Origin of the sequence: Roseateles sp. (genome assembly GCF_047654805.1) — a bacterium.
GTDB lineage: Bacteria > Pseudomonadota > Gammaproteobacteria > Burkholderiales > Burkholderiaceae_C > Pelomonas.
Genome location: NZ_JASGIV010000001.1, coordinates 5491901 through 5509422 on the forward strand (window position 1 = coordinate 5491901; position 17522 = coordinate 5509422).

A 17522-nucleotide genomic window follows, 5' to 3' on the forward strand; every position below is an offset into this window, starting at 1 on the left:
GGTTTCAGCGTTGTACACGAACGAGATTGGCCTCGAAGCCAGCCCCCTCAATCTTGCGCTGCAGGTCTTCGGCCGCTTCTCGCGTGTCCGAGGGGCCGAGGCGCACCCGGTAGACGGTGCGGCCGTTCTGCTCGCGCTCCATGACTTTGGCCGTGAAGCCCTGGATGGCCAGCTTGGCCTTCTGGGTCTCGGCATCCTCGGGGCGGGTGAAGGCGCCGGCCTGCACGAAGTAGGCATAGGCGTCGGCACCCGCCGCGGCTGCCGCTGCAGGCGCGGACGCCGCTGCGGTCTCAGCCTTGGCCGGCTTGGTCTGCGGCGGGGTGGCGGCGCTGGCAGGGACGGCAGGGGCGCTGGGCGCCGCGGCGGGCGCGTTGACGACGCCGCTGGCGCTACGCGCGGCCTTGCCGGCCAGCGGGGCGTTGGGGTCCCAGTTGCGGTTGCGCTCAGCCTCCTGGGCGTCCTGTTCAGCAGTACGCTGCGGCACCTTGTCCCTGAACGGGATTGGCGTCTTGTTGATGTAGAGGGCCACGCCCAGGGCGACGGCCAGGCCGACCAGCAGGCCGACGATCAGCCCGAGGACGAAGCCGCCCTTCTGGTTCTTCTGGCTGGCGGGTTTGGACGCAGTCATTCGCTCTCCGAGGTTTCCGAGGATTCGGCAGTGTCGCGGCTCATTTGCTCGGGCGCGCTGACGCCCAGCATGCCCAGCGCATTGGCCAGCACCTGGCGCGTAGCGGCCAGCAGTGCGATGCGGGCGCGGCTCAGTTCGGGCGCCTGGCCCATCACGCGCTCGGCGGCGTAGTAGGAGTGGTAGGCACCGGCCAGATCGCGGGCGTAGAAGGCCACGTCGTGCGGCGCGATGCCGTTGGCGGCACCGGTCAGCATGTCGGGGTAGGCGGCCAGCTTGAGCATCAGCGCTTCCTCGGTCGGCGCGCTCAGCAGGCTCAGGTCGGCAGCCGTGGAAAGGTCGCCGCCCCATTTGCGGATCACAGAGCAGATGCGCGCATGCGCGTACTGCACGTAGAACACCGGGTTCTCATCGTTCTGCTTCAGTGCCAGGTCGATGTCGAAGACGAACTCGGTGTCGGCCTTGCGGCTGATCAGGAAGAAGCGCACCGCGTCGCGGCTCGTCCAATCGATGAGGTCGCGTAGCGTCACGTAGCTACCGGCGCGCTTGGAGATCTTGACCTCCTCGCCGGCCTTCATCACCGTGACCATCTTGTGCAGCACGTAGTCCGGGAAGCCCTGCGGGATGCCCAGGTTCTGGGCCTGCAGGCCGCCGCGCACGCGGGCGATGGTGCCGTGGTGGTCGGTGCCCTGGATGTTGATGCACTGGGTGTAGCCGCGCTCGAACTTGTTGACGTGGTAGGCCACGTCAGGCACGAAATAGGTGTAACCGCCCTCCGACTTGCGCATCACGCGGTCCTGGTCGTCACCATAGTCGGTGGACTTGAACCACAGCGCGCCATCCTTCTCGTAGGTCTTGCCGCTGTCCACCATGCGCTGCACGGCGGCGTCGAGTTGGCCGCTCTTGTAGACGCTGGTCTCAAGGAAGTAGTTGTCGAACTTGAGGCCGAAGGCCTGCAGATCCAGGTCCTGCTCGTGGCGCAGATAGGCCACGGCGAACTGGCGGATGCTGTCCAGGTCGTCGACATCACCCGAGCCGGTGAACTCGCGGTCGTCGGCCTTGACAGTCTCCTTGGCCAGGTAGGCGTCGGCGATGTCCTGGATGTAATCGCCGTTGTAGAACTTCTTGCTCTCTGGGTTGTCCGGGTCGGTCGGCCAGCAGTCGTCGCCCGGCTTGAAGCCTTTCAGGCGCAACTGCGTGGAGTGGGCCAGGGTGCCAATCTGCACGCCAGCGTCGTTGTAATAGAACTCGCGCGTGACCTGGTGGCCTTGGCTCTGGAACACCGAGCACAGCGAGTCGCCCAGCGCGGCCTGGCGGGCATGCCCCACATGCAGAGGTCCGGTCGGGTTGGCCGATACGAACTCGATCATCACGTGCTTGCCGGTGGTCGGGCGATGGCCGAACTTGGTGCCTGCGGCCAGCACCTCGGCGACCACGGCCTGCTTGGCTGCAGGCTTCAAGCGGATGTTGATGAAGCCCGGGCCGGCAATCTCCAGCGACTGCACCCAGGTCTGAAAGGCCGGCTTGGCTTCCAGCGCAGCGATCAGGCGGGTGGCCAGTTCGCGCGGATTGGCCTTGAGCGGCTTGGCCAGCTGCATTGCGGCGGTGCAGGCAAAGTCGCCGTGGGCGGCCTGCTTGGGGGATTCGAAGGCCGCCACGGCGTTGGAGCCTGGGGCGATGTCCTGGAGGGATTCGGCGAGTGCGGCGAGCAGCGCCTGCTTGGCTTGGATCATGGGGCGATTTTAGGAGGCGGGCCTCGGCCATCCAGAACGTACGGCCGGGTCACCCTGCCGACTCGTCGCTAGGGCGCTTCGTGGCAGGCGACGCAGAGCTTGTTGCCATCGGGATCGCGGAAGTAGGCGCCGTAGTAGTCGGCGTGGTACTGCGGCCGCAGGCCCGGCAGGCCCTCGCAGCGGCCGCCGTGGGCCATGGCGATGGCGTGGGCCTCGTCCACCAGCGCCCGGCGGGCGGCCAGCAACGCCACCATCTGGCCATTGCCAGGCTCGTGCACGCCCTCGAAGGGGGGGCTGATGACCAGCAACGGGCGGGGGCCCGGTTCGCTTTGCCAGCCAGCCCAGGGCCGTGCCGGGTCGCAGAAGCGCTCCCTGGCACCAAGCAGGGTCAGCAGCGGCCTGTAGAAGGCCAGGGCGCGTTCGAAGTCGCGGATGCCGAGAAATACGTGGGACAACAAGGGCCTGCTACCTCCGGGAGCGGCCCGTATCATGCCCCGCGATGAGCGCCATCGCCGACGACCTGCCTCCCCACATCGGCCGCTACCAGGTGGTCAAGCGCCTTGGTGAGGGGGCGACCAGCGACGTCTTCCTGGCCCGCGATCCCTTCCAGGGAGTGGACGTGGCCATCAAGCGCATGCGCGCCTGGGCGCCGCCCGCGGATGCGCCGGGCAGCGACTTCAGCAGCCGCTTCTTCAGTGCCGAGGCAGCCCTGGCCGGTCGGCTGAACCATCCCAACGTCGTCGCCATCCTTGACGCCGTCTCCGAAGGTGAAGCGCCCTACCTTGTCATGGAGTACGTGCCTGGTGTCACGCTGAAGCACTTCTGCCGCAGCGATCGCCTGCTGCCGCTGGACCAGATCGTCGAGCTGGGCTTCAAGTGTGCGATGGCGTTGAGCTATGTCTATCGGCAAGGGGTCATCCACCGCGACGTCAAGCCGGCCAATCTGCTGGCCGTGCTGGACGCCGCAGGCCAGGTCGTGGACGTCAAGGTCAGCGATTTCGGGTCAGCGCTGAACCTGAACGCCGACGCGACGCAGATCCATCGCGTCGGCTCGCTGGCGTACATGCCACCCGAGCAGATCGAGGGCGGCGACGTGGACTGCCGCGCCGACATCTACGCGCTGGGAGCTGTGCTCTACAACCTCATCGGCGGCCGCCCCCCCTTCGAGGCACCGCACCAGATGGCGCTGATGCACCAGATCTATCACCAGCCGCCGCTGCCGCTGGTTGACCAGCGGCAGGGCGTCAGCGCGGCGTTGGACGCCGTCGTGCTGCGGGCGCTGGCCAAGTCGCCGCAGGAGCGTTACGCCGACTGGGACAGCTTTGCGCAAGCCCTGTCGGCCCTGGTTGCCAGCCAGCAGGTGCCGCTGAACCGCCTGGGCGAGGTGCGCGACTCGGAGCGTTTCAACCTGCTGCGTTCGCTGGAGTTCTTCTCCGACTTCGGCGACGTGCAGCTTTGGGAGGTGGCGCGGCGCGCGCGCTGGAAGCGCTACCCGGTGGGCTATGCCCTCTTCAAGCGTGGCCAGGAGGGCAACAGCTTCCACATCATCGCGCAGGGCGAGGTGGAGGTCTTCCGTGAGGGGCGGATGGTGGCCACCCTGGGCCAGGGGACGTCGGTGGGCGAGATGGCCTACCTCGCGCCCAACCCCGACCTGCGCCGCCACAGCACGGACATCAAGGTCAGCCAGGAGTGCACCACCATCTCCTTCACGCCCGAGTCGCTGGGGCAGCTCAGCCCCGAGTGCCAGCACCGCTTCGATCGTGGCTTCATCCGCGTGCTGGTGCGCCGTCTGCATGCCGCGCACGAGGCCCTGGCCCATCCACGCAGGATTCTGTGACGTCGATGAAACAAGGCTTGGCACTGTCACGGCCGCGTGCTTGAATGGCTCGCCTCACCAACTCTTGAGGAAGGAGTTCCCGATGAAACGATTTGCCATCCTGCTCGCTTGCACCGCCGTCGCCTTCGGGGCCCAGGCTACGCCGCAGCAGGACAAGATGAAGACCTGCAACGTCGAGGCCAAGGGCAAGAAGGGGGATGAGCGCAAGGCCTTCATGAAGGAATGCCTGGCCGCCAAGCCGGCCGAGGCTGCGGCGCCGGGCGCGGCATGCGAGAAGTCTGCTGCCGACAAGAAGCTGCACGGTGCAGCGGCCAAGAGCCACATCAAGAAGTGCATGGCCGATGCGGCCGCGTCGGCACCGAGCTGACTTGGCGACCTGACCGGCCCTGCCCGGCCATGTAGGACGAGAGCCACCGCCCGGGTGGCTCTTTTTCTTGGGCGGTAGGCCGTGTCCGACAGGTGCTCGGCCCTCAGGCCGGTTCCGCCCGGCGCGACTGGCGATCAAAGTTGACTCACGAATCCACTCCCCAAGGAGCAGAACATGAGCAGCCTTGCCATGACTTCCCTTCCCGGCGCCTCATATTGGCGCCTGACGCTTCTATCCGTCGCCGCTGCGGCGACGCTGGCCTTGGCCGGCTGCGCCGGCATGTCGGCGCGTGAGACCAGCACCGTGGTCGGTGCGACGGCTGGTGCTGTCGTGGGCGGCGTGGTGACGGGCACGACGGCCGGGGCCGCAGTCGGCGCCGCGGCCGGTGGCGTCGTTGGCAACGAGATCTCGAAGAAGCGCCGCTAGCGCGGCGCGAAAAGACAAAGGCCGGCTAGGCCGGCCTTTGTTCAGGGCTGCAGGTTCTGCAATCAGAACTTGTAGCGTGCTTCCAGATAGTACTGGCGACCGCTGGCGTCGACCTTCTGCTGCTCGGCCTCGCTGTAGCGGTAGGTGGCACGGACCGGGTTGGTCAGATTGGTGGCGCTGAAAGCGATCTGCAGCGCAGTCGTGATGTTGTAGTTGGCCGAGAAAGCCACGTTGGACACCGGTGCTGCGATCGTCGGGGCGCTGGGCATCAGCACGCCACCGATGGTCGACATGCCCTGGCTGTTGGCCGTGGGCGAAGGCGCCGTCGTGCTGGACACGTAGGAGCCGCGGTAGTTGTAGACCAGGCGGGCGCTGAGCACGTCGTTTTCCCAGTACACGCCCAGATTGCCGGCGATCTTGGAAGCGCCGTTCATCGGGCGGCCGTCCTCCACGCGCGTTTCCGCGTAGCTGGCGTTGGACTGGAAGCCGAAGCCCCACGCGATCGGTTGCTCCCAGCTCAGCTCCAGGCCGCGGATGCGGGCCCGTTGCTGGGTCGAGGTGTTGATCATGTAGGTGCGGTAGGTGTTGGTGGTGCCGTCGTACAGCTCGACAGATTGGCCCGACGCCGTGCCGCCGGTCTTGGCGTAGCCGTCGATCAGCGAGCTGAACGCCGACAGCGACAGCATGGAACGCTTGGCGTAGTACCAGGCCACCGAAATGTCCAGGTTGCGCGAACTCAGCGGCTTGAGGTTGGGGTTCGGGCCGGTGACCGTGCAGCCCTGCGAGGTGCAGCTGGGGCTGGAGTAGGTCGCCCCGTAGAGGTTGTAGTTCTGGCGGCCGATGGTCTTGGACAGGCCCAGGCGGCCGATCACGTTCTTGGCGACCTCGTAGCGCAGGTTCAGGCTGGGCAGGATGTCGTCGAAGACGCGGCGGACGGATTCCTTGCGGTAGATCGTGCCGGTGGCGCCATTGAACGGCACGTTGTCGTAGTAAGGCTGGCCTTCGCTGACGTCGATGATGGCGTCAGGGTAGGCGGCGCAGGGCACGTAGGGCTTGCCCGGCTCGATGCGCAGGCAGGCGCCTGCGGGGATGGGAACTGGAGTGCGCGAGGTTACCGCCGTGCGGACCAGGCGCACGCCGACGTTGCCCGACCACTTGTCGCCTTCCAGGTTCTGCATCATGTAGGCCGCGGTTTGGACTTCACGCAGATCGATGGAGTTGGCGATGCGGCGCTCCCACTGCGAATTGGTCTCCTTGGCCAGGTCGCCGAACAGCTTGGTCAGCGTGTCCTTCGAGAAGTAGAAGCCGGAGTTGTCGAAGTTGCCACCGAGGTACTGGCCGAAGTCGCTGGGGTAGGGAACGGCCAGCGCGGGGTCGGGGGCGTTGGCTGCCACGAAGGCGGACTTCAGGGCTACGGTCGACAGGCCGTACTGGCGGCGGTGATCGGCGTTGCGGAAGCCGAAGTTCAGCGAGCTGAAGATGCCGCTGTCCTGCGTGTACTCGCCGTCGATGGCAATGCTCTTCTCGCTGTCGATGGTGTGGTAGCGGTTCAGGCCGCTGCGGCCGGTCAGCCGGTAGCCGGGCGTGCCTGCGGCCGCGGTGCTGGCCAGCGGCGTGGTGCCGCTGCCGGCGTTGATCCAGCTGAAGTCCGGCGCCTTCTCGAGGTCGGTGATGTCGTACTTGATGCCCTGGCCGTAGCGCGAGTAGGTCAGGCCGCGGTCCATGTCGGTGTGGCCGACGCCCTTGGTCGTGCTCAGCAGGCCCTTGAGGGTCAGCCTGTCGTTGACGACCCATTTGCCATCCAGGTCGAGGAAGCCGGAGCTGGCGTAGGCGCCGCTGCGGTAGAAACCCTCAGAGTCGCCGACGTACTGTGCCGGCAGGCCATCGGCGTAGGAGATTTCCGCGGACTTCAGCACGCGCAGCTTGTCGCCGTAGACCGTCGTCTCCTCGACGATGACCGGGTTCTTGATGGAGGCGTAGACGCGCTGGCCGTTGACGTTGGTGGCCGTGGTGCCACCCAGAGGGCCGGCCTGGCCGGCCAGCATCTGGTAGATGGCACCCATGGAGGCGCGGCCGAAGTTGGCCGCGTTCATCTTGGAATAGAAACCCGTCATGCCCACTTCGGTGTTGCTGGTGGGCTTGAACTGGCCGGAGAACATGCCGCCCTTGCGGTCGCGCACGCCTTCCACGAATTCGGTGGACATGGAGCCGGGCAGTCGCACACCGTTCAGGTCAGAGGCCTTGAGGCCTGTACCGGCCAGCGAGGCGTCGGTGATGCCCAGCATGGTGGCGGTGTTGATCTGGTCCCAGCCGGAATTGGCGCCGTAGGCGAAGCGCGAGGCGGTGTCGCGGCGGATGTAGCGCTTCTCAGCGAAGACCTGGCCGATGAAACCCAGGGTGCTGTCCTCGTTCTTCCAGTTCACGCTGGCGTTGAGCTGCGGGCTGGTCTTGCCGGGCAGGTCGGCATACACACCGCCGGCGCTGACCACGCCACTGAAGCCCTTCTTGCCGTCCAGGGGCTTGCGGGTCGTGACGTTGATGGTGCCGGCCAGGCCGCCGTCGACGATGTTGGCCTGCGAGGTCTTGTAGACGGTGGCTGCGTTCAGCACCGACGAGGGCATCAGCGACAGGCTGGTGGAGCGGCTGCTGGAGGCCTGGTCGCTCAAGTACCAGTCGCCGCCGGAGACGGTGTGGCCGTTGAACAGGATCAGCGACATGTCGGGGTTTGCACCGCGCATCGACACCTTCTCGGCCTCGTCGTAGTCCGTGCGCACGGCCACGCCGACCACGCGCTGCAGCGAGTCAGCGAGGTTCTTGTCGGGCATCTTGCCGACGTCCAGGGCCGTGATGACGTCCACGTTGGCCGAGGCTTCGCGCTTCATCAGCAGAGCGCGCTCGTTGGAGGCGCGGATGCCCGTGACGACGACGGCCTCCAGAGACTGTGCCTTGGCCTTGTCGGCATCCTGGGTTTCGGTTTGCTGGGCGAAGGCTGCGCCGTGCATCAGGGCGAACAGGCAGGCGAGGCCCTGGCTCACCGGTGTGGTCTTGAATTTCATCTGAGTCTCCGAAGATTTCCGATCGCAAAGATTCTTGCGATGCTCAAAGGGTGGTGCGAGCCTCGGGGCCGGGAAGTCGGCACCCAAGCAACACTGCACGCATGACGGAATGGCGCTAGGGCATGCGTCGCCGTTATGCCCCGCCCCGGGGCTGTCCCTAAACCATGTGACAGGCGACCTGTCGGCCCTCCACCTCGCGCAGTTGCGGCGCCTCTTGCGCGCAGCGGGGCTGGGCCAGCGGGCAGCGCTTGTGGAAGCTGCAGCCGCTAGGTGGGTTCAGCGGGCTGGGTAGCTCGCCGTGGATGACGATGCGCTCGCGCCGGTCGGCCTGGCGCAGCGCCGGTGTCGCGCTCATCAGGGCGCGCGTGTAGGGATGCAGCGGTTGCGCAAACAGAGTCTTCTTGTCGCCCACTTCCACCGCCGCGCCGAGGTACATCACCATCACCTCATCGGCCACGTGCTCCACCACCGACAGGTTGTGCGAGATGAACACATAGCCGGTGCCGAACTCGTCCTGCAGGTCCATGAACAGGTTCAGGATCTGGGCCTGGATGGACACATCCAATGCGCTCACCGGCTCGTCGGCGACGACGATGCCGGGATTCAGGATCATGGCCCGCGCGATCGCGATGCGCTGGCGCTGGCCGCCCGAGAACATGTGCGGATAGCGGCGCAGGTGCTCGGGTCGCAGGCCCACCTTGGTGGCCAGCGTGGCGACCCGCTCCTTGCGCTCAGCAGCGCTCATGGGCGTGTTGATCAGCAGCGGCTCCGCCAGTGTCGTCTCGATGGTCTTGCGCGGGTTCAGCGACGCGAACGGGTTCTGGAACACCATCTGCACGTCGCGGCGCAGGGTCTTCAGCGTGGCGGCATCGGCGGTGGCGGCATCGGTGCCGCGGATCTTCAGCGCGCCTCGCGTGGGGGGCTCGATCAACGTCAGCTGCCGTGCCAGCGTGCTCTTGCCGCAGCCGGACTCGCCGACCACGGCCAGCGTCTTGCGACTGCTGAGCGCGAAGCTGACACCGTTGAGTGCCTTGACGGTGGCCTTGGGCTTGAACAGGCCGCGGCCGACCGTGTAGTGCCGGGCGAGGTCACTGGCCTCGAGCAGAAGTTCAGACATGGGCGGCAGCCTCCTCGATGGGGAAGAAGCAGCGCACGCCGTCCTCCAGCGCTGGGCGCTCTGCGCGGCAGCGGTCCTGTGCCCGCGGGCAGCGCGGCGCCAGCAGGCAGCCCGCGGGCCGGTCCAGGGCACCGGGCACGATGCCGGGCAGGGCGGACAGGCGTCTGGCGCCCTTGTTGTGTTCGGGGATCGCGGCCAGCAGCGCGTTCGTGTACGGATGGCGTGGCGCGTCGAACAGATCGGGCACCCGGCCGGTCTCGACCACCTGGCCAGCGTACATGACGGCCACGCGCTGGGCCATTTCGGCCACCACCGCGAGGTCGTGCGTGATCATGATCAGGCCCATGCCCTGCTCGCGCTGCAGCTTCAGCAGCAACGCCATGATCTGGGCCTGGATGGTCACGTCCAGCGCCGTCGTCGGCTCGTCGGCGATCAAGAGCTTGGGTCCGCAGGCGATGGCCATCGCGATCATCACGCGCTGGTTCATGCCGCCCGAGAGCTGGTGGGGGTAGGCATTGGCGCGGTTGGCCGCGTCGGGGATCTCCACCTGCTCCAGCAACTCGACGACGCGCCGCTTTGCGGCCGATCCGCGCAGGCCCAGGTGGGCCTTGAGCACCTCGGCGATCTGGGCGCCGACGGTATAGCTGGGGTTGAGGCTGGTCAGCGCATCCTGGAACACCATGGCCACGTCGCGACCGATCAGCGCGCGCCGCTCGCGGGGCGATAGCTTGAGCAGGTCGCGACCCTGGAACTCGACGGCATCGGCCGAGACCTTGCCGGGCGCATCGATGAGGCCCATCAGCGCCAGCATCGTGACGGACTTGCCAGAGCCCGACTCGCCGACGATGCCCAGCAGTTCGCCCGCTTCGAGCGTCAGATCCACGCCGTCGACGGCGGGGAAGTTGCCGAACTGGACTCTGAGGTTCTTGATGTTCAACAGCGGCATCAAGACACCTTCTTCAACTTGGGATCCAGCGCGTCGCGCAGACCATCGCCCATCAGGTTGATGGCCAGCACTGTCACGAGGATGGTCAGGCCAGGCAGCGTGACGACCCAGGGCGCACGCGTGATGTAGTCGCGTGCGGCCGACAGCATGGTGCCCCACTCGGGCGTAGGCGCCTGCACGCCCAGGCCCAGGAACCCGAGGCCCGCGGTTTCGAGGATGGCGGAAGAGAACGACAGCGTCGCGTTGACGATCAGCGGCGCCATGCAGTTGGGCAGCACGGCCACGAACATCAGCCGCGCCACGCCTGCCCCAGCCACGCGGCTGGCCGTCACGTAGTCACGGCCGATCTCGGCGAGTGCCGCTGCGCGCGTCAGCCGCACATAGCCGGGCAGCGCGCCGATGGCGATGGCGATGACGGTGTTGACCAGGCCGGGGCCGAGGATGGTGATGACGCAGATGGCCAGCAGCAGCGCCGGCAGCGCCAGCACGATGTCCATCACGCGCATGATGGCGGGCGAAAGGAAACGCTGGAAGAAGGCCGCGCACAGGCCCAGCATGACGCCCGGCACCAGCGACATCGCGACGGCTGCCAGGCCGATGCCCAGCGACACGCGGCCGCCGTGCAGTAGCCGGCTCAGCATGTCGCGGCCCAGCTCGTCGGTGCCGAGCAGGAACTGCGCATTGCCGTCCTCGGCCCAGACGGGTGGCGTCAGCATGAAGTCGCGGTACTGCTCGACGGGGTCGTGCGGCGCGATGAGCGGCGCAAAGAGAGAGGCCAGCGCGATGGCGGCAAACACGATCAGCGCGATGAAGGCGCCGCGGTTGGCGGCGAAGCCGAGCCAGAACTCACGCAGCGGGCCGGGCGGCTCGACGGGTTTTTCAAGTACGGCGCTCATCAATGTCCTCCGCCCCGAATCCGCGGATTCACCACGCCATACAGCAGGTCCACCACCAGGTTCACCACGATGAAAGTCAGTGCCGAGATCAGAATGCCGGCCTGCACGACGGGGTAGTCGCGCCGCGCGATGGAGTCGATCAGCCACTTGCCGATCCCGGGCCACGAGAAGATGGTCTCGGTCAGCACCGCGCCAGCCAGCAGGCTGCCGGTCTGCAGGCCCACCACTGTCAGCACCGGGATCAGCGCATTGCGCAGCGCATGCACGACGACCACGCGCTTGGGCGACAGGCCCTTGGCGCGCGCGGTGCGCACGTAGTCCTCGCGCAGCACCTCCAGCATGGACGAGCGCGTCATGCGTGCCACCACGGCCAGCGTGCTGGTGCCCAGCACAAGCGCCGGCAGGACGAGGTGCATCAGCGCGGACTTGAAGGCGCCTTCCTCTTCGCTAAGCGCGGCATCGATCAGCATGAAGCCGGTCACGCGCACGGGGTCGTACTCGATGCCGATGCGACCCGACACCGGCGTCCAACCCAGCTGCACCGAGAAGAACATGATGAGGATCAGCCCCCACCAGAACACCGGCATGGAATAGCCCACGGTGGCCATGCCCATGACGCCCTGGTCCAGCAGCGAACCGCGTTTGAGTCCGGCGCTGACGCCCAGCAGCAAGCCGAAGCCGACGGCGAAGACCAGCGCCGCGGTCGCCAGCTCCACCGTGGCCGGGAACAGTGCGGCGAACTCCTTGCTGACTGGCTCGCGGCTGACCAGGCTCTGGCCCAGGTCTCCATGGAGTAGCTTGCCGACGTAGTCGGCGTACTGGACGGGCAGCGGCTGGTCCAGCCCCATGCGCTTGACCAGCGCTGCGTGTGCCTCTGGGTCCAGGCGTCGCTCGCCCATCATCACCTCGATGGGGTCGCCCGGCACCAGGCGGATCAGGCCGAAGGCGACGATGGTGATGCCAATCAGCGTCGGCACCAGCGTGGCCAGGCGTTTGAGCAGGAAGCCGAGCATGCGGGGCTTACCAGCGCGAGGTGTAGGGCCGCGTCTCGGTCTCCGAGACGCCGCTGACGCGCATCGCGCTGGGCGTGGACGCTACCTCGACCAGCGCGGCCGTCTCGGCATCCAGCACGCCGGAGATGTCGCGGGGACGGTATTTCATCTGGAAGGTGGAGATGACCTCCTTGGTCAGCGTGTCCATCTGGCCCGAGCGCGACACGTTGTAGCCGATGCGCGCGAGGCGATCCTGCAGCCACGCCACGTCGCGCGGTGCCACTTCGTGCTCCAGCGTCTTCACCGTCACCAGCGGGCCGTCCGGCCAGGGAATGAGGCCGGCGTCGGCGAACTGCTTCCACGGGAAGTTGGGGCCGGGATCCTGCTTGCGGCCGGGCGCGATGTCCGCATGGCCGATGATGCGCTCAGGGCGCACGTTGTGGCGTTTCTGGATGTCGCGCACCAGCGCAATGACCTCGTCGATCTGGGCCTGAGGGAAGGGCGCGTAGACACGCCCACCGGGGCCGTCGACATAGCCGGGGTTGACGATCTCGATGCCGATGGAGGCTGAGTTCAGGTTGGTGTTGCCGGCCCAGTAGCTGGCGCCGGCATGCCAGGAGCGGCGGTTCTCGTCGACGAGCAGATAGCTGGTCGCCGGGTTGTCGCGCACCAAGTAGTGGCTGGACACCTGGCCGCCGGTCGTCAGCACCTTGAGCGACTTCTCCCAGTCCAGCACCGTGTAGTGCAGCACGATGTAGAGCGCGCGACTGTCCTGGTTCTGCGAGGTATAGCTGCGGTCGATGTGGGGGGCGCGCACGGTGGCGGCCGAGGGGGCCGTCGCGGCTGAGCCAGGCGCAGCCGGGGCGGGCACTGGCGCCGGCACGCTGGCGCAGGCGGCGAGCAGCAGGGCGGGGACGGCGGCGAGAACGCGGGAGAGGTACTTCATGCTCGAGAGGGCGGTGGCCGAACCCGGATTGTTGCAGCGCAACTCGCCGGGCCTGTGCGGGTGAGCCCGCAGACAGCCATGCCCGACGCCGCAGCGGGTATGCCGGCAGGTGATGGCCGGCCGAGCTGGGCGGTGACAGATTGCCGCCGCGCGAAGCTGCCTCAGCGCTTGCGAGGGGCCGGCTTCCTTGCCGCGGGCCTCGCGGGCTTGTCGGCCTCGGCCGCGGCCTGCAGTGGTGCCAGCACAGCCAGCGCATCGAGCTGGGCCAACAGTCGCTGCAGATAGTCCGGTGCCAGGGACTGGAGCTGCTGCAGCGCGCGCGCGACCAGCACCTGGCTGTTCAGCGGGCCGAGATGCTCGGGCACCGGTGCGGCGATCTCGGCCATGCGGCGCGTCAGCCGCAGCGCGCTCCAGGTGCGGCGATGGGCCTGCACGTTGCGCAGCTCGGGGCCGGCGCCGGGATGCAGCTTGGCGACCAGGGCGGCCAGCGGACGGGCTGTGCTCGCCGATGGCCGTACTGGCGGTGGTGCCGGCTCGGCTTGTGCCCGCTGCAGGAGCCGGGCCACGAGCTTGTCGCGCAGCGCTCCCGGCGGCTGCGCGGCCGCGCGCCGGGCCAGCGCCTCCAGCACGCGGCGGCGCACGGGGTCGGTGTCCGTCCGAGCCGCGACCCAGCCGACGGGATCGTCCAGTGTGTCCATCAGGGCGCCGATGCGGCCGCGCGGCGTGGCCGCGGCGTGGGCGCGATCTCTACGCGGCGGTTGAGCGCACGCCCGGCCGCGTCATCGTTGGACGCGACTGGCTGCTGCGGCCCGAAGGCGGCGGCAAACACGGCGTCGGGTGGCAGGCCTTCGGTCATCAGCACGCGGGTCACTGTCAACGCACGCTGCGCGGACAGTTCCAGGTTGTCTGCGAACCTTGGCGCGCCCTTGCCGGTGATCAGGCCGCGGTCGTCGGTGAAGCCGCTCACCATCAGGATCTCGTCCCGCTGCGAGAGGTAGGTACGCAGCGGCACGGCCAGGCTCTTCAGCAGCGCGCGGCCGTCGGCATGCAGCTCATCGGAGCCAGTCGCGAACAGCACCGCCCCGCTGATGCCGATGCGGCCTTCCACCAGCGTAATGCGCCCGTCGGCCAGCGGCCCGGCCAGTGCGCGCTCCAGCGCCTCGCGGCGCGCCTGCTCGGCCTGACGCTGCTCCATCTCGGCCTTGAGCTGGTTGGCCAGGTCCAGCTGACCGACGAGCGCGGCTGCCAGCACCAGTACGAAGGCGCCCAGCACGCCGGCCATCAGATCGCCGAAGGCCGCCCATGCGGGCGTGCCGGAGCTTTCAACCTGGCCGTCCTGCTCGATCTCCAGCGGCTCATCCATTCGCGGCGGCCCCCTGAAGCGCGTCCAGCACCTGCTTCTGGGATCCCAGGCAAAGATCGATGACCTCGCGCGCCTGGGCCACGTAGTAGCCCAACTGTTCGTCGCTGCGCGCCATTGCGCCGGCGAGGCGCTCCTCCAGTGCGGACAGGTGCTGCACCAGCTGCGCGTTGGCACCCTGGAACTGCTCCACCGCCGCACCGAAGCCCTCGCCCAGGCTGCCCATCTCGGCTGCACTGGCGGCGATGGTCGTCGCTGCCTCGGCAAGTGCCTGCCCGGTCGCGTCGGTCTGTGCCGTGAAGCGCTGGCCCAGCGCTTCGAGCTGCGTGGCGGAGCTGCCGACCAGCGCCTCCACCTGCGACACGGCACTGGCGGTCAGTGTGTTGACGTGGGTGGCGGTGCCATCCAGCAGCGCGCTCACCCGCGTTGCCGCGCCGTCCAGTAGCGCGTCGACTTGAGAGCCCGCGCCGCCCAGCAGCGTGTCCAGCGCGGCGCGCTGTTCGCCAGCGGCCTGCTGCAGCGAAGCCAGTAGCGTGGAGACGGTCTGCATCAGCTCGGCGCGCTCAGCCAGCGCGGCGCGGTCCTGGGCCTGGCTCTGAGCCAGTTGCTCGCGCAGCGCGGCGACCACTTCCACGGCCGCTCGCGGCGCCTCGCCGGCGGCCTTCAGCAGTTCGCCGGCTTCCGTCAGCGTGGACCTGGCTTGCGCTTCGTTCTGCGCGACAAGGTCTCGGGTGTGCTGCAGCAGGTGGTCCGCGAGCTGCTGCTGCTGCTTCAGTTGCGTCGCACCGGCCGATTGCAGCTCTGCGCGCCAGGCGGCCAGGCGCTCGGTGTCGTTGTGTGCATGGGCAGATTGCAGCTGCGTGTGCGCCTGGGCCAGCGCGGCAATGGCGGCATTGGTCTGCGCGGTGAAACCGGTGCTCAGCTCTGTCAGCACGTCCTGCGCGCGCTGGCTGCTGGCTGCCAGCAGCTGCTGGGCGGCTTCGCGCTGGGCGGCCAGCAACTGCTCATTGGCCAGGCGCTGCTGTGCCAGCGCCTGGCTTTCGACAGCGGCCTGCGCATGGCGTTGGGCTTCTTGCTCGGCCTGCTGGGCCGCGTGGCGAGTCTGCGCGTCTGCGATGCGGTCCAGCAGGACTTTCGTCTGAGCCTCGAAGCCTGCGGTCAGCTCCGTCAGCGCGGCCTGCGCGCGGGTGCTGCTGTCGGCCAGCAACTGTTGGGCAGCCTCGCGCTGGGCAACGAGCAGCTGTTCGTTGGCACTGCGCTGTCGGCCCAGGGCCTCGACCTCGGCATGCACCTGTGCGCGCCGTTGGGCATCTTGTTCCGCCTGCGCGGCCTGCTGGCGTGATGCCGCCTCGTTCAGCGCGTCCAGCAAGGACTGGGCTTCCCCTGCCCAGCGCTCGCTCAGGCGCTCCACGGCTTGTTGCGTCGTGGCGCTGCTGTCGGCCAGCAGCTTCAGCGCGACCTCGCGCTGCTGGGCCAGGCCGTCGGCCTGGGCGCGGGCGGCGGCCTCGGCCTGTTGGCCGATCTGCGCAGCGCCGGCCTCGAACCGGGCGCCTAGCGTGCCAAGCTGCCCGGCCACCTGCGCGCCCACGCGCTCGTGCAGGGCTGCGGCCTCGCGCGCGATGCCGGCCATTGCGGCCTCAGCGGCAGGCTGTATGGCGGCGCCGGCTTGGGCGACGCTCTCGGCCAGGCTGGTGCGCAACGTGGCGTCCACACTGGCGGCGAGCGCCGTGTAGGCCTTGCTGGCCTCGCCGTGGAAGCGGTCGTTCTGTGCGGCGAGCTGGTTGGCCATCTGCTGCGCGAACTGCTGCAACTGGCCGACCAGCTCGCGCTGGTTCTGCTGCGCGGCCTGTACCGCGGCGGCCTCGGCGGCCTGCTCCTCGATGTCGCGGCGGTGCATTGCCGTCAGCGGGCGCAGGCGGCCCAGCATCGCCGCGTCCAGCCGCGCGCCCACGGCCGCACGCTCGCGCCGCGCCAGCGCCACCATCAGACCCAGCATGGCCGAGCCGGTGACACCCGCCACGCTGGCGCTGAAGGCCAGGCCCAGTCCCTGCACGGGCGCGCCCAGCGCGTTGCGCAGCGCCGCCAGGTCAGCCGTCTGGCCCAGCGCCGAGGCGGTGCTGCTCAGCGTGATGACCAGGCCAATGAAGGTGCCCAGCATGCCCAGCAGCACCAGCAGGCCGGCCAGGGCCGGCGCCAGCGCCAGGCCCGGCAGGGCCACCCGCTGGCCTTCCAGGCGCTGCTGCACGGCCGCGCGCAGCGCGGCGGGCAAGCTGTCGACCCAGGCCGGGCCGGGTTCGGCGGCAAGCGCCGCGTCCAGCTCGCGGCCGGCGCGGCGGAAGGCGCGCAGCTCCAGCACGCCCAGGCCGAAGAAGGCCGCGATCAGCAGCGTCATCGCCAGCGCCACCGGGTGGTGGCGGGCGGCGGCGAGCGCCGCACCGGCGATGCCGGCGAGGCCGGCAGCCAGCGCGAGGGGGTAAAGGGCGTTCAGGACACGGTTCATCGGGGAGCGTCGTCGTGCAGGGCTTCGATCAGCCCCTGCACCGGTTGAAGTCGGAAATCGAGCTCGGCGCGCAGCAGGCGCTGCAGGTCGGCCCAGACTCGGGTGCGCCAGTGGCGCGGGTCGGTGGCATGGTGGACTTCGGCGCGGCGCGTCAGCAATGCGGGCAGGCCGCCCAGCAGCGCGCGTTCCTGGGCCTGGATGGCGCGCTCGAACAGCGCGTCCAACTGGGCCAGGCGCGCCAGGGTTCCAGAGGACTCGGCCAGGCGAGGGCGCAGCCGCTCGCGCAGTGTGGCGACGCGGGCGGCCATGCCACGCTGCTGCTGGGCGTGATGCAGGCGGTAGGGCGCCATCAGGTCGGCCAGCGGGACGCCGTCGGGCGCGGGCTCGGCGGATTCGCGCTCCAGCAGCGCGTCGTCAAAGGCGGCGGCCAGCTCGGCCTGCAGGCGCTCCAGCGCGGCGCTGGCCCAGTCCTGGGCTTCGTGGCGGGCAGTGTCGCTGGTCGCGGTGGTGGGCGGATTGGCGAGCACCTGTGACAGGCCAATCGCATCCGCCCAACCCAGCCAGCCGCCCAGGCGCTCGGCCACGGGGGCAGTCGGTGGCGCCGCCACGCCCCATTGCAGCAGCAGCCGGGCCATAGGCTCGGGCGCGGATTGCGGCGGCTGGATTGCGGGCATCGGGGTTGGCGTGCCCGTGCGGGCGCGCGAGGAAAAAGGGCGGGATT

Annotated in this window: 16 protein-coding genes; 3 read left to right on the top strand and 13 right to left on the bottom strand. The window is 68.7% G+C overall.

Features of this window, described 5'->3' with window-relative positions; translation table 11 throughout:
* Positions 1-4: 4 nt before the first annotated feature.
* From QM732_RS24865 to QM732_RS24875, 3 genes are all read right to left on the bottom strand, one after another.
* A complete protein-coding gene (locus QM732_RS24865) occupies positions 5-628 on the bottom strand; it encodes an SPOR domain-containing protein (protein ID WP_415658764.1) in 624 nt (207 codons plus the stop codon).
* Positions 625-2358 (bottom strand): arginine--tRNA ligase, encoded by a 1734-nt coding sequence (gene argS / locus QM732_RS24870; RefSeq protein ID WP_415658765.1) that lies wholly within the window; start codon positions 2356-2358, stop codon positions 625-627. The genes QM732_RS24865 and argS overlap by 4 nt, the downstream gene beginning before the upstream one ends.
* 68 nt (positions 2359-2426) lie before the next feature.
* Entirely contained in the window at positions 2427-2816 is a 390-nt protein-coding gene (locus QM732_RS24875; RefSeq protein WP_415658766.1) for a VOC family protein, read from the bottom strand.
* Positions 2817-2857: 41 nt separating this feature from the next.
* Between QM732_RS24875 and QM732_RS24880 the strand changes: the two genes are divergently transcribed.
* From QM732_RS24880 to QM732_RS24890, 3 genes are all read left to right on the top strand, one after another.
* Entirely contained in the window at positions 2858-4195 is a 1338-nt protein-coding gene (locus QM732_RS24880; protein WP_415658767.1) for a serine/threonine-protein kinase, read from the top strand.
* Between the two features lie 82 nt (positions 4196-4277).
* Positions 4278-4562 (top strand): PsiF family protein, encoded by a 285-nt coding sequence (locus tag QM732_RS24885; RefSeq protein ID WP_415658768.1) that lies wholly within the window; start codon positions 4278-4280, stop codon positions 4560-4562.
* Between the two features lie 174 nt (positions 4563-4736).
* Positions 4737-4988: a glycine zipper domain-containing protein gene (locus QM732_RS24890; RefSeq protein WP_415658769.1), complete on the top strand. Its 252-nt coding sequence runs from the start codon at positions 4737-4739 to the stop codon at positions 4986-4988.
* A gap of 62 nt (positions 4989-5050) precedes the next feature.
* Here QM732_RS24890 and QM732_RS24895 read toward each other — a convergent pair whose 3' ends face one another.
* From QM732_RS24895 to QM732_RS24940, 10 genes are all read right to left on the bottom strand, one after another.
* Positions 5051-8044 carry a TonB-dependent receptor gene (locus QM732_RS24895; RefSeq protein ID WP_415658770.1) on the bottom strand — a complete coding sequence of 998 codons (2994 nt, stop codon included), beginning with the start codon at positions 8042-8044 and terminating at the stop codon, positions 5051-5053.
* A 157-nt stretch (positions 8045-8201) separates the two neighbouring features.
* The gene (locus tag QM732_RS24900; RefSeq protein ID WP_415658771.1) at positions 8202-9161 is read right to left on the bottom strand and encodes a peptide ABC transporter ATP-binding protein; all 960 of its coding nucleotides are present in this window, start codon (positions 9159-9161) and stop codon (positions 8202-8204) included.
* A complete protein-coding gene (locus tag QM732_RS24905; protein WP_415658772.1) occupies positions 9154-10107 on the bottom strand; it encodes an ABC transporter ATP-binding protein in 954 nt (317 codons plus the stop codon). Before QM732_RS24905 ends, QM732_RS24900 begins: the two co-directional genes overlap by 8 nt.
* On the bottom strand, positions 10107-11003 hold the full coding sequence (locus QM732_RS24910; RefSeq protein ID WP_415658773.1) for an ABC transporter permease subunit: 897 nt from the start codon (positions 11001-11003) through the stop codon (positions 10107-10109). The genes QM732_RS24905 and QM732_RS24910 overlap by 1 nt, the downstream gene beginning before the upstream one ends.
* On the bottom strand, positions 11003-12016 hold the full coding sequence (locus QM732_RS24915; protein WP_415658774.1) for an ABC transporter permease: 1014 nt from the start codon (positions 12014-12016) through the stop codon (positions 11003-11005). The genes QM732_RS24910 and QM732_RS24915 overlap by 1 nt, the downstream gene beginning before the upstream one ends.
* Before the next feature lie 7 nt (positions 12017-12023).
* Positions 12024-12941 carry an N-acetylmuramoyl-L-alanine amidase gene (locus QM732_RS24920; RefSeq protein ID WP_415658775.1) on the bottom strand — a complete coding sequence of 306 codons (918 nt, stop codon included), beginning with the start codon at positions 12939-12941 and terminating at the stop codon, positions 12024-12026.
* Between the two features lie 161 nt (positions 12942-13102).
* Positions 13103-13639 (bottom strand): DUF2894 domain-containing protein, encoded by a 537-nt coding sequence (locus QM732_RS24925; RefSeq protein ID WP_415658776.1) that lies wholly within the window; start codon positions 13637-13639, stop codon positions 13103-13105.
* Positions 13639-14304 carry an OmpA family protein gene (locus tag QM732_RS24930; protein WP_415658777.1) on the bottom strand — a complete coding sequence of 222 codons (666 nt, stop codon included), beginning with the start codon at positions 14302-14304 and terminating at the stop codon, positions 13639-13641. The genes QM732_RS24925 and QM732_RS24930 overlap by 1 nt, the downstream gene beginning before the upstream one ends.
* Complete coding sequence (locus tag QM732_RS24935; RefSeq protein ID WP_415658778.1) at positions 14297-16801, bottom strand: hypothetical protein; 2505 nt, start codon at positions 16799-16801, stop codon at positions 14297-14299. The genes QM732_RS24930 and QM732_RS24935 overlap by 8 nt, the downstream gene beginning before the upstream one ends.
* On the bottom strand, positions 16798-17475 hold the full coding sequence (locus tag QM732_RS24940) for a DUF3348 family protein (protein ID WP_415658779.1): 678 nt from the start codon (positions 17473-17475) through the stop codon (positions 16798-16800). The genes QM732_RS24935 and QM732_RS24940 overlap by 4 nt, the downstream gene beginning before the upstream one ends.
* Positions 17476-17522: the final 47 nt, after the last annotated feature.

What these genes read in the sequence shown, in the direction of transcription:
- QM732_RS24885 (WP_415658768.1), top strand. Translation starts at nt 4,278, where the DNA reads ATGAAACGATTTGCCATCCTGCTCGCTTGCACCGCCGTCGCCTTCGGG.
- QM732_RS24915 (WP_415658774.1), bottom strand. Translation starts at nt 12,016, where the DNA reads ATGCTCGGCTTCCTGCTCAAACGCCTGGCCACGCTGGTGCCGACGCTG.
- QM732_RS24935 (WP_415658778.1), bottom strand. Translation starts at nt 16,801, where the DNA reads ATGAACCGTGTCCTGAACGCCCTTTACCCCCTCGCGCTGGCTGCCGGC.
- QM732_RS24910 (WP_415658773.1), bottom strand. Translation starts at nt 11,003, where the DNA reads ATGAGCGCCGTACTTGAAAAACCCGTCGAGCCGCCCGGCCCGCTGCGT.
- QM732_RS24890 (WP_415658769.1), top strand. Translation starts at nt 4,737, where the DNA reads ATGAGCAGCCTTGCCATGACTTCCCTTCCCGGCGCCTCATATTGGCGC.
- QM732_RS24895 (WP_415658770.1), bottom strand. Translation starts at nt 8,044, where the DNA reads ATGAAATTCAAGACCACACCGGTGAGCCAGGGCCTCGCCTGCCTGTTC.
- QM732_RS24905 (WP_415658772.1), bottom strand. Translation starts at nt 10,107, where the DNA reads ATGCCGCTGTTGAACATCAAGAACCTCAGAGTCCAGTTCGGCAACTTC.
- QM732_RS24880 (WP_415658767.1), top strand. Translation starts at nt 2,858, where the DNA reads ATGAGCGCCATCGCCGACGACCTGCCTCCCCACATCGGCCGCTACCAG.
- QM732_RS24930 (WP_415658777.1), bottom strand. Translation starts at nt 14,304, where the DNA reads ATGGATGAGCCGCTGGAGATCGAGCAGGACGGCCAGGTTGAAAGCTCC.
- argS (WP_415658765.1), bottom strand. Translation starts at nt 2,358, where the DNA reads ATGATCCAAGCCAAGCAGGCGCTGCTCGCCGCACTCGCCGAATCCCTC.
- QM732_RS24920 (WP_415658775.1), bottom strand. Translation starts at nt 12,941, where the DNA reads ATGAAGTACCTCTCCCGCGTTCTCGCCGCCGTCCCCGCCCTGCTGCTC.
- QM732_RS24900 (WP_415658771.1), bottom strand. Translation starts at nt 9,161, where the DNA reads ATGTCTGAACTTCTGCTCGAGGCCAGTGACCTCGCCCGGCACTACACG.
- QM732_RS24925 (WP_415658776.1), bottom strand. Translation starts at nt 13,639, where the DNA reads ATGGACACACTGGACGATCCCGTCGGCTGGGTCGCGGCTCGGACGGAC.
- QM732_RS24940 (WP_415658779.1), bottom strand. Translation starts at nt 17,475, where the DNA reads ATGCCCGCAATCCAGCCGCCGCAATCCGCGCCCGAGCCTATGGCCCGG.
- QM732_RS24865 (WP_415658764.1), bottom strand. Translation starts at nt 628, where the DNA reads ATGACTGCGTCCAAACCCGCCAGCCAGAAGAACCAGAAGGGCGGCTTC.